This window comes from Schnuerera sp., from assembly GCF_035459645.1.
Taxonomy (GTDB): domain Bacteria; phylum Bacillota; class Clostridia; order Tissierellales; family Tepidimicrobiaceae; genus Schnuerera.
Genome location: NZ_DATHXO010000282.1, coordinates 1 through 8,093, shown reverse-complemented (window position 1 = coordinate 8,093; position 8,093 = coordinate 1). Strand labels below are relative to the sequence as shown.

Genomic DNA, 8,093 nt, shown 5'->3' with positions numbered 1-8,093 from the left:
CAACCCGAAGGTTTCATGATAAGTTCTTCGCTCGACTTGCATGTGTTAGGCACGCCGCCAGCGTTCGTCCTGAGCCAGGATCAAACTCTCATTATAAAAGTTTGCCTGATTCATTATTTCTTACTCAAAGTACTTCACACTGTTTAGTTGTCTAGGTTCATTTGTGATGCTATATTAGCATAGCATATTATGTGTTTGTTGTCAATATTTTTTTTAAGTTTTTATATCATTTTTTTCAACTTTGTAGTCGCCTGTTTTCTGACGACATTTAATAACTTAACATATTTTTAATAGGTATTCAATACCTATTAATCGCCATTTTAATTGAAAATTTGATGTTATTGCCTTTTTCCTATTTATATCTATTGATATCTCTTTTTTATGTTTTAATAATAAGTTTCTAATTGTTTCATATAATTTCCCACAACCCTATCATTTGGATTCAATATATAGGCTGCTTTTATATCTTCTTTACCTTTGTCGACTAAACCTAATTTAAAATATGCTAACCCTCTATTAAAAATTATTCTATAGTCTGTATCATCTTGGTCAATACCTTGATTGAATATATTGATGGCTTCCTGAATATCTCCTAAACTAAATAGACATATGCCTAGTTCGTTGTATATATTTACATCTGTTCCTTCTAGATTTAATGCTTCATAAAAATAATCAATTGCTTCTTCATACTCACCTATCCCTTTGTAGGCTAGCCCAACTAAATAAAATATATTCCACCATTTTTTATGTTTATAAGATAAAGGTATAAGGTTGTCTAAAGCTTCTTGGTAATGCCCCTTAGTTATATAATTTATTCCTTCTTCAAACTTTGCATCATCTTCTATTATCTCTACTTGTTCTCGTATTTCTTGGACTCTTTCCTCTTCCTTATCTAATGTAAGATATTTTTCCCATATTAATTTTGCTTTTTGAAATTGCTCATAGTATTTATAATGATAACCTAGCTTGTAATACGCCAAAGGATAGTTTATGTCAATATCAAGAATACCTTCCAATTGACTAGTTGACTCTATTAGGAAAGCCTCGCCCTTATCTTTATGCCCTAAGTCTATAAAGTTTTTCCCTATATTTTCTAAAGAAAGAGCATAGTTAAATAATCCTTCTATATTCTCAGGATTTAGCCCTGCTAATGCTCTAAAGAATATGGCTCCACTGTCTAAGTTATCCTCTTTCACAAATTGAAAACCTTTAAATAATATATATCCTTCAATATCTGGATTATAGTTATATAGTATTTTTTTATATTCATTTTTGTGTTTAAAATCTATATCTATACCCAAAATATAAATAGCTCCATCTATTATATAGGATACTTTTAGTTCTTCTTCTATATGGCCTTCTTTTATTTCCTCTATCAAAGTAGTTGTTACTATAGGAAGAGGAATATCTTCTTTTATAGTATAGTTTCCTATTTCTATTTTAGTTCCCTTTTTTAGCTGAACAAAAGAAACCCTGTCTACTTTTTTTAAAAAATAATCATCAACAATCTTCATTTTATCACCTTTAATCATAGAATTTATTCATATACATTCTTTTTCTTGGTGTGCTTGTACTTAATAATTTAAATAAGTGACCTCTATATATCATAATGAATGAAAATAATCCTTGACCTAAAATATAGAGAGTCAAACTTTCCAAAGTAAAATCAAAATTAAAGCTTAAATGAGTAACGAACATATTTAATATCAAAGTATTGGTTATTTGATATAGTACCAAAGTAAATATTGCATTAGGTATTAACCAATTTATCCAATTGTCCTTCATGAATTCAAAGGCATATTTTATACTTTCTCCTGATGATAAATATTTTTGATATATGGTTTCAGGTAATGGATTTAAACTTACTAATATAACTATACTTACCACTCTACTTAATAATTTTGCATTGATTCCCAATATGCCTGCAATAGATGTTAAAATAAAACTCCCTATCCATGCTATGAAGAATATCCCATATACTTTCCATAAAAAATGTTTAAATCCTTGTTTAAAGTCATTCCAAGTTATCCTATCATAGTTAATTATATTGAATAATAAATATAAATAATTGGATATAAGACTACTAGTTACAATTGCCATTACAAGACCTGCTAAAATGGACAATACCCCTCTAAACAATGTGCTAACGATTAGAATTATAGCTATATTTAAAATTACATAGACTAATCCTGTAAAGAATATAATCCAATTTTTACTAAAACTTGTTACACTTTTCTTTAAGGTAGTTTTATTTACTAAAATCATATCTTTAAAGAAATTCAAAAATAATCACTCCTTGTTGATAAATTCTGTTATATCATAGGTTTTACATCTAATTATTGAACCATTCTTATAATCAAATAGTATATATCTATCTTTTAGCATATTATTATCCATTGAATATTGATTGCTTATCAATTCTTCAATATCTACTTTAAACTTTTCAATATGAATTTTATTTATTATCTTCTTAGTAGCTATATTCTTGTACTGATTTAGATATTTGTCTAGAAGTTTCTCATTTTTTAATATATTATGCTTATTTCTTTGAATAAGCTTTACTTCAGTCCTTTCTAAGAATCTAGGAATATTTGGATTATTGTTGTTATATATATAATCATATTTCATTAATTCTTTGAAAACAACAGAATTATCAAAATCTTTTCTTATATAAAAATCTAATAGAATCTTATATAGTCTATTTCTACTATGAGATATTGTATGGTATTTATTTTTCTCCCAGTATTTTAAAAGATCTTCAAAAAAATCAAAGGCAGTAATATATTTGTTTCTAATCAAATATTCTAAAGAATGCTTAAAATACCCTTCATTAAAATATTTCTCAACTAAGTCTTCTATTCCTTTTAATTTCAACATCTCCCTATATGAAATATAGTCTGTTTCTAGCACTTCATAAGGTGGCTGATCTAAGAATTTAAAATTGTGTTTATCCTTATCTTTCCTCAATCCAGAACCTTTTAAAAGTTTTAAAAATCCTAATTGGATTTTTTCCGGTTTTATCTCATATACATCGTTAAAGGATTTTTTAAAACTTTCATAGTTTTCATAAGGAAGTCCAGCTATTAAATCTAAATGCTGATGTATATTGTTATTACTTTTTATTTCTTTACACACTAATTTTAATTTGTTAAAATCAGTAGTTCTACCAACTGCTTCAATGGTTTTGGAATTGGTTGATTGAACTCCTATTTCAAATTGGAATAGTCCCTCTTTAGCTTTTTTAATGAAGTTTAACATTTCCCTATCTAATAGATGAGCTGTTACTTCAAAATGAAAATTAATATTCTTCGGATTTTTTTCTATAATAAAGTTCATAATCTCCATTGCATATTTTTTATTGGCATTAAATGTTCTATCTACAAATTTCACCTGCTTTACTTCAGCTTTAATAAGGCTATCTAAATCTTTTTTTACCCGTTCTAAATCAAAATATCTAACCCCTTTAATGGTAGAAGATAGACAAAATTGACAGTTAAAAGGGCAGCCTCTAGAACTTTCAAAATAAACAATTTTATTCTTAAATTCATCTCCAATCTCTACATAAGGAGAAGGTATGGAATCCAGTTTCTCAATTAATGGTCTTGGAGGTGTTTGTATTATTTCCTTTCCTTCTCTACAAAAAATTCCTTTTACTTTACTATAGTCATCTTTTCCATCTAGAGAGGTTTTTAGTAATTCTCTAAATGTAGCTTCTCCTTCTCCATAGACTACAATGTCTACAAAGAAATTGTTTTGTAAAATATCCTTTCCATCAAAAGATACTTCAGGTCCCCCTAGTATAATTTTCATCTCTGGTTTAATGATTTTTAAGACTTCACATATTTTTAATGTTTCTTCTCTATTCCATATATAGGTGGAAAACCCTATGATATCTGGATTTTTCTTATATATTTCACCAACTATATAATCAATATTTTGATTAACAGTAAATTCCATTAATTCTATGGGAACTATATCATCAGAATAAGATTTTATATAGCGAATAGATAACGCTGAATGGATAAATTTTGAGTTTAATGTGGTTAATATTACCTTCATATTTTTCCACCTTTCTTTTGTAAACTATTTTCATTATAGCACAATCCTTCTAATTCCTACACCCTCAGTAGATATTTTAAAATAATTTTCTTTGTCTTCTTTTGTCTTATTGAAGGTTTTTTGAAAAAAGTATAGAATAGTATATAGTATTAAGTATAAAATAGGATAACAAATAATGAAAGGGGTTATTTAATGAGAGAATTCGACAAAATATCAATCCAAGAAATGTCTAAAGAAGATATGTTAATGATTATTGAAGCCTTGGAATATACAGGCACCAACACAAAGATTGAAGCTTTTATAGAATTAAAAAATAGTATAGTTAAGGAATTAAGTGCATTAGCTGATAGCACTGAAGATGAATTTGTGGAATATTTAAATAGATAATAGAACAAACCTTCCCAGTGGGAAGGTTTTAATTATTTACAAGTCTATATATTCCTGATTTAGTTTTTAAATGTATGGTAACTTTTTCCCCAATATCTTCTCTTTTTATTACCTTTGCTTTATTCAATAAGGAATGGTAGAAAACTTCCCCTTGTTGGAATTTAAAAACATCAGGTAATTGGTACTTATGGATTTTTAATAATTTTGGATCAATTCTTCCATTTCTAAGATTGAATACATATACTCCTAATTCCTTATAGTGGTTGTCTAATTGAAACTTTTTATTTATTTCCCCATTTTCGTAACTATTAATATACTTACCTATTGTTGTATTGCCTTCTTTGTTATCTAAAAGTATCTCAACACAATCTTCTAATATTTTAAATCTATTAGAATAAGATTGGTTCAATACATTTAACGCGTATATTTTATATTGTTCAAATTCCACAGAAAAATTGCTCTCATATTCTTCTATTGGAATCCTAAAGTATTCCTTATACTTTTCTAAAAATTCTCTTTGAGATAAATTTATTATTTCATCTTTTAATCCAAATATTACATCATTTTTCCCTAACAATAGATTGTGAATAATTTTTGATAACAATACGCCTTCTATTAAGGTTTCAATATTTCCTGTAGTAAATAATATGTTTTTTATAACTTCTTCTTTTATTGCTTCAAAATCTTTATTGGCTAGTATAATAGGAAGTAGTCGGTAATAAAGGGTGTTGTCTTTGCCTTTCCAATAGATATTAGGCTTCATGCTTTCTAAAATATTCATGAGGGAAGGGTTATCTCCATTTCTATAGTATTTCCAAAGATTTAACTCTTCCTTATACCTTCTATAGTCGATATCTACTCTTACAATTACCTCTGATGGTAATAAGGATTTTATCGTTAAAATAATCAGATCTGTAATATGGGAAGGTCCATTGTTTTTCTGAATATCTTCTTCGAATGCTACCATCAAAGGATAAATTACTTTTTCTAAATCCATTATATCTACCCCTACATTTTATTTGGAGTTTCTATTCCAAGTAATCCTAACCCCGTCTTTATAACAGTTTTTGCTGCATAGACTAGATTCAATCTTGCTTTTTTTAGTTCTTCTTCTGCTGACATAATTGGACAGCTATTATAAAATTTGTTAAAAGCTTTAGCTATTTCTACTATATGTCTTGTTACAAAAGATGGCTCATATTTTTCTAAAGCATCCATTACTGCTGTTGGAAAATTGTATAGTAACCGGATTAAATTAATTTCATCTTCTTCTTTAAGAAGACTATAGTCCACTTTATCTTCTAATTTAAACTTACCTTTTTCTAAAAGACTATTGGCTCTTGCATGGGTATATTGAACATAAGGTCCTGTTTCCCCTTCAAAACTAAGAGTTCTTTCCCAGCTGAATACATAGTCTTTAATTCTGTTATTAAAGAGTTCTTGAAATACAATTGCTCCAACTCCAACTTGTTGTGCTACTTCTTCTTTGTTTTCCAGATTTGGATTTCTATCTTCTATTATTTTTTTAGTGCTTTCTATAGCTCTATTTAATACATCTTCCAGAAATACGACTCTTCCTTGTCTAGTGGATAATGTACCGTCCTCTAGGCTTACCATTCCAAAAGGTATATGAACACAGTCATAAGCCCATTCATATCCCATTAGATCAATTATCTTTATCCATTGTTTAAAATGGAGATTTTGTTGAGATGCAACTACATATATATTTTTATAAAAATCATAATGTTCTTTTCTATATATGGCTGCAGCTATATCCCTAGTTATATATAGAGTTGAACCGTCTCGTTTTTTAATAAGAGCAGGAGGCATGTCAAAGGGTTCTAAATCTACTATGGAGGCTCCTTCTGACTCTTTTAGTAAACCTTTTTCTTCTAATTCTTCTATTACTCTTGACATTTTATCTGAATAAAAACTTTCTCCATCATAAGAATCGTATTTGATATTTAATAGATCATATACCTTATTAAATTCCTTTAAACTTATATCTCTTATCCATTGCCATAGCTCTAAAGCTTCTTCATTTCCTTCTTCTAATTCTTTGAACCAATATCTAGCTTCATCTCTTAAGCTTTCATCTTTGTCTGCTTCTTCATTAAATTTTATATATAATTTTAATAATTCGTTTATAGGATCTGCTTCTATTACTTTCATATCTCCCCATTTTTTATAGGCTGCTATAAGCATTCCAAACTGGGTCCCATAGTCTCCCAAATGGTTTAATCTTATTGTATTGAAACCTTGAAATTTAAATATTTTTTCTATAGCATTTCCTATAACGGTAGTTCTTATATGGCCTATATGGAACGGTTTTGCTATATTAGGGGAAGAAAACTCTACTAAAACAGTTCTGTCATTGCCTATGTCTGAAGATCCAAATTTTTCTTTTTCTTCTGCTACCCCTTTAAGTACTGTTTCTGCTAATTTTGATTTGTCTATAAAAAAGTTGATATAAGGGCCTGCGTTTTCAACTTTCTGAAAGAATTCTCCTCCATCAATTTTATTGGATAAATCTTCTGCTATTAAATTAGGAGCTTTTCTAAAGGTTTTAGCTAATCTAAAACATGGAAACGCATAATCTCCCATATCATAATTTGGTGGAATTTCTACTAAAGATTCAATTTCCTCTTCTGTTAAATCATCAACAACCTGAAGAATTAATTTTACAACTTCTTTTTTAAAATCAATCATTTTCTTATTACCTCCTTTAATAAATATTAAAACTCTCATCTCAAATAAGAGACGAGAGCTATCCCGTGTTACCACTCTTGTTGGCCATGGCCCACTCAAAGTTTTTAACGCAACTAGCGTAATATCCTACTAATATTTCAGACTTATCCTCAAAGATCCTCTTCAAATATAACTTTGTACTGGCTCTCACCATCCCAGTTCGCTATGACAAAGTACTATATTTTACTCTCCCCTTCAAAGGTTTTTATATATTTGGTTATTAATCTATAATATACAATATTAGCATAAATAATTCAAGAACTATTTCAGTTCTATTACTGTAACTCCTTCTCCACCTTCTCCATACTTTCCAGTTCGGAAAGTTTTTATATTCTTGTGTACCTTTATATAGGATTTTATTCCTTCTCTTAATACTCCTGTTCCTTTACCATGAATAATGTATGCTTCTTTCAAGCCTGCTATATAGGCATCATCAATATATTTATCAAGATCCAATAATGCTTCATCTAGAGTATAACCTCTTAAATCTATTTCATTTTTTATATTAGATGATTTGGATTTTATTATTTTTTTAGTACTGGTATGAGTTTTTTCTGATTCCATTTCTTCTGCTCGCCTCAATGTTGAAATATGAACATTTACTTTCATAATCCCTACTTGAACTAAAACATTTCCAGTTTCATCAGGAAGCTCTAGTACATTTCCAATTTGGTTTAATGACAACACTTCAACGGTTTCACCAATTTTTAAATTTTTAGGCACTTCTTTAGATTTTACATTTAAAACATTTTTAGATAATGAACTTTCTACTTCATCTAAATTTGATTGTAATTTTTCTTGAGCTTGGTGAATTTTCTTATTTCGATCCCTTTCTATTTCTGAGGATATTTGCCTTAACTCACTGACTATCTGATTTGATTCAGCTTTGGCAACTCTAA

7 protein-coding genes, 1 rRNA gene and 1 other annotated feature are annotated in these 8,093 nt (G+C 28.4%); of the genes, 1 reads left to right on the top strand and 7 read right to left on the bottom strand.

The features are described from left to right. The 4 genes from VK998_RS06615 to VK998_RS06600 form a co-directional block, all read right to left on the bottom strand. Nucleotides 1-96 (bottom strand): 16S ribosomal RNA (locus tag VK998_RS06615); the annotation flags it as partial. Nucleotides 97-386: 290 nt separating this feature from the next. Next, nucleotides 387-1,532 (bottom strand): tetratricopeptide repeat protein, encoded by a 1,146-nt coding sequence (locus tag VK998_RS06610; RefSeq protein WP_325226763.1) that lies wholly within the window; start codon nucleotides 1,530-1,532, stop codon nucleotides 387-389. Beyond that, complete coding sequence (locus tag VK998_RS06605) at nucleotides 1,525-2,283, bottom strand: hypothetical protein (protein WP_325226761.1); 759 nt, start codon at nucleotides 2,281-2,283, stop codon at nucleotides 1,525-1,527. Before VK998_RS06605 ends, VK998_RS06610 begins: the two co-directional genes overlap by 8 nt. A 6-nt stretch (nucleotides 2,284-2,289) precedes the next feature. After that, nucleotides 2,290-4,059: a B12-binding domain-containing radical SAM protein gene (locus VK998_RS06600; RefSeq protein ID WP_325226758.1), complete on the bottom strand. Its 1,770-nt coding sequence runs from the start codon at nucleotides 4,057-4,059 to the stop codon at nucleotides 2,290-2,292. 192 nt (nucleotides 4,060-4,251) lie between these two features. Between VK998_RS06600 and VK998_RS06595 the strand changes: the two genes are divergently transcribed. Continuing rightward, nucleotides 4,252-4,446 (top strand): hypothetical protein, encoded by a 195-nt coding sequence (locus tag VK998_RS06595; RefSeq protein ID WP_325226756.1) that lies wholly within the window; start codon nucleotides 4,252-4,254, stop codon nucleotides 4,444-4,446. A gap of 28 nt (nucleotides 4,447-4,474) precedes the next feature. On the opposite strand, the gene VK998_RS06590 is transcribed toward VK998_RS06595, so the two are convergent. From VK998_RS06590 to VK998_RS06580, 3 genes are all read right to left on the bottom strand, one after another. Continuing rightward, nucleotides 4,475-5,443, bottom strand: coding sequence for a hypothetical protein (locus tag VK998_RS06590; RefSeq protein WP_325226755.1), 969 nt, complete (start codon nucleotides 5,441-5,443; stop codon nucleotides 4,475-4,477). An 11-nt stretch (nucleotides 5,444-5,454) separates the two neighbouring features. Then, nucleotides 5,455-7,155 (bottom strand): arginine--tRNA ligase, encoded by a 1,701-nt coding sequence (gene argS / locus VK998_RS06585; protein ID WP_325226753.1) that lies wholly within the window; start codon nucleotides 7,153-7,155, stop codon nucleotides 5,455-5,457. A gap of 44 nt (nucleotides 7,156-7,199) precedes the next feature. Then, nucleotides 7,200-7,402 (bottom strand) — a binding site (T-box leader). 53 nt (nucleotides 7,403-7,455) lie between these two features. Next, nucleotides 7,456-8,093 (bottom strand): Smr/MutS family protein (locus VK998_RS06580; RefSeq protein ID WP_325226751.1); only part of this gene is annotated, 638 nt, incomplete at its 5' end.

Coding starts and splice junctions, on each gene's coding strand:
- VK998_RS06590 (WP_325226755.1), bottom strand. CDS start 5,443: ATGGATTTAGAAAAAGTAATTTATCCTTTGATGGTAGCATTCGAAGAA.
- VK998_RS06600 (WP_325226758.1), bottom strand. CDS start 4,059: ATGAAGGTAATATTAACCACATTAAACTCAAAATTTATCCATTCAGCG.
- VK998_RS06595 (WP_325226756.1), top strand. CDS start 4,252: ATGAGAGAATTCGACAAAATATCAATCCAAGAAATGTCTAAAGAAGAT.
- VK998_RS06610 (WP_325226763.1), bottom strand. CDS start 1,532: ATGATTAAAGGTGATAAAATGAAGATTGTTGATGATTATTTTTTAAAA.
- argS (WP_325226753.1), bottom strand. CDS start 7,155: ATGATTGATTTTAAAAAAGAAGTTGTAAAATTAATTCTTCAGGTTGTT.